A 919-nucleotide genomic window follows, 5' to 3' on the forward strand; every position below is an offset into this window, starting at 1 on the left:
CAACAGGTAGAATGTTCGGCGATTATTCTCCAGCTCTAGACGCTGTAATACATTGTTCCAGTTGAGGTTTTCGTTCTCGTACTCTAATCGCTCTAGCTCAAACAAGGTTTGTTGTCGCTCTAAGTTCTCGACTTCACGCTGATTACTAAATTGAATGAATTTTTCATGATATTGACCGTAGGTTTGATAGGCCAATTCGAAGTTTTTATCTCCGGCGTAAGCCATAGCAGCGACTTTTAACAGCTCCATTTGCTGCTGTTTGATGTAGCGACTCTCGATGATCTCAGGAAGTAAAGGCGTAATCATCGTTAATAAAGCTTGATACTGCTTACGCTCTAGCATGTACTCAGCTTGTAACAACTTAAATGTTGCCAAGTACGCATTCGAGGTTTCACGGTACTGCAAGTTTTCGGCAAGCTTGAGATGACGCAGCATGTTTTTTTCGTTGTTGGTTTCGCGATACAGAGACGCAAGCTCCAAGTTCACCCGAAAGCGAAAACGTCCATCACCAATAATCTGCGCAAGCTTTAAAGCGGCTTGATAAGATTGGATGGCTTCATCGTATTGGAACTGAGCTTTGTGTAGCTTGGCAATAGTTAGAACGCTAAGCAACTCATTAAACGACATGCGGCGGTCTTTAATATAACGATACGCCTGCTTCAGCACGACTTCAGAGCGGTCATAGCCTTGAATTTTTACCAATACATCACCGAGCTCTAGTGCTGCTCGTTCGACTAAGCCCTGCGCACCTGATGACTCCGCCGCTTCCATCGAAGACATCAACGCCGCGTACGATTTCTTATAGTCCCCTTGCTCATCGTAGTAACGACCTTTGAGCAACAGAACTTCCGATTCCAATTTCTTGTCACCTTTTTCTCGTGACGTTTCAAGCAAAGCATCCAACGACGAGAGCGCGGTA

At 44.8% G+C, this 919-nt stretch carries 1 pseudogene; it reads right to left on the minus strand.

Annotation, left to right across the window (positions count from 1 at the left end):
* Positions 1-919, minus strand: a pseudogene (locus R7E78_RS25105) (GGDEF domain-containing protein); the annotation flags it as partial.

The sequence above is a fragment of the Vibrio sp. YT-19(2023) genome, from assembly GCF_033337395.1.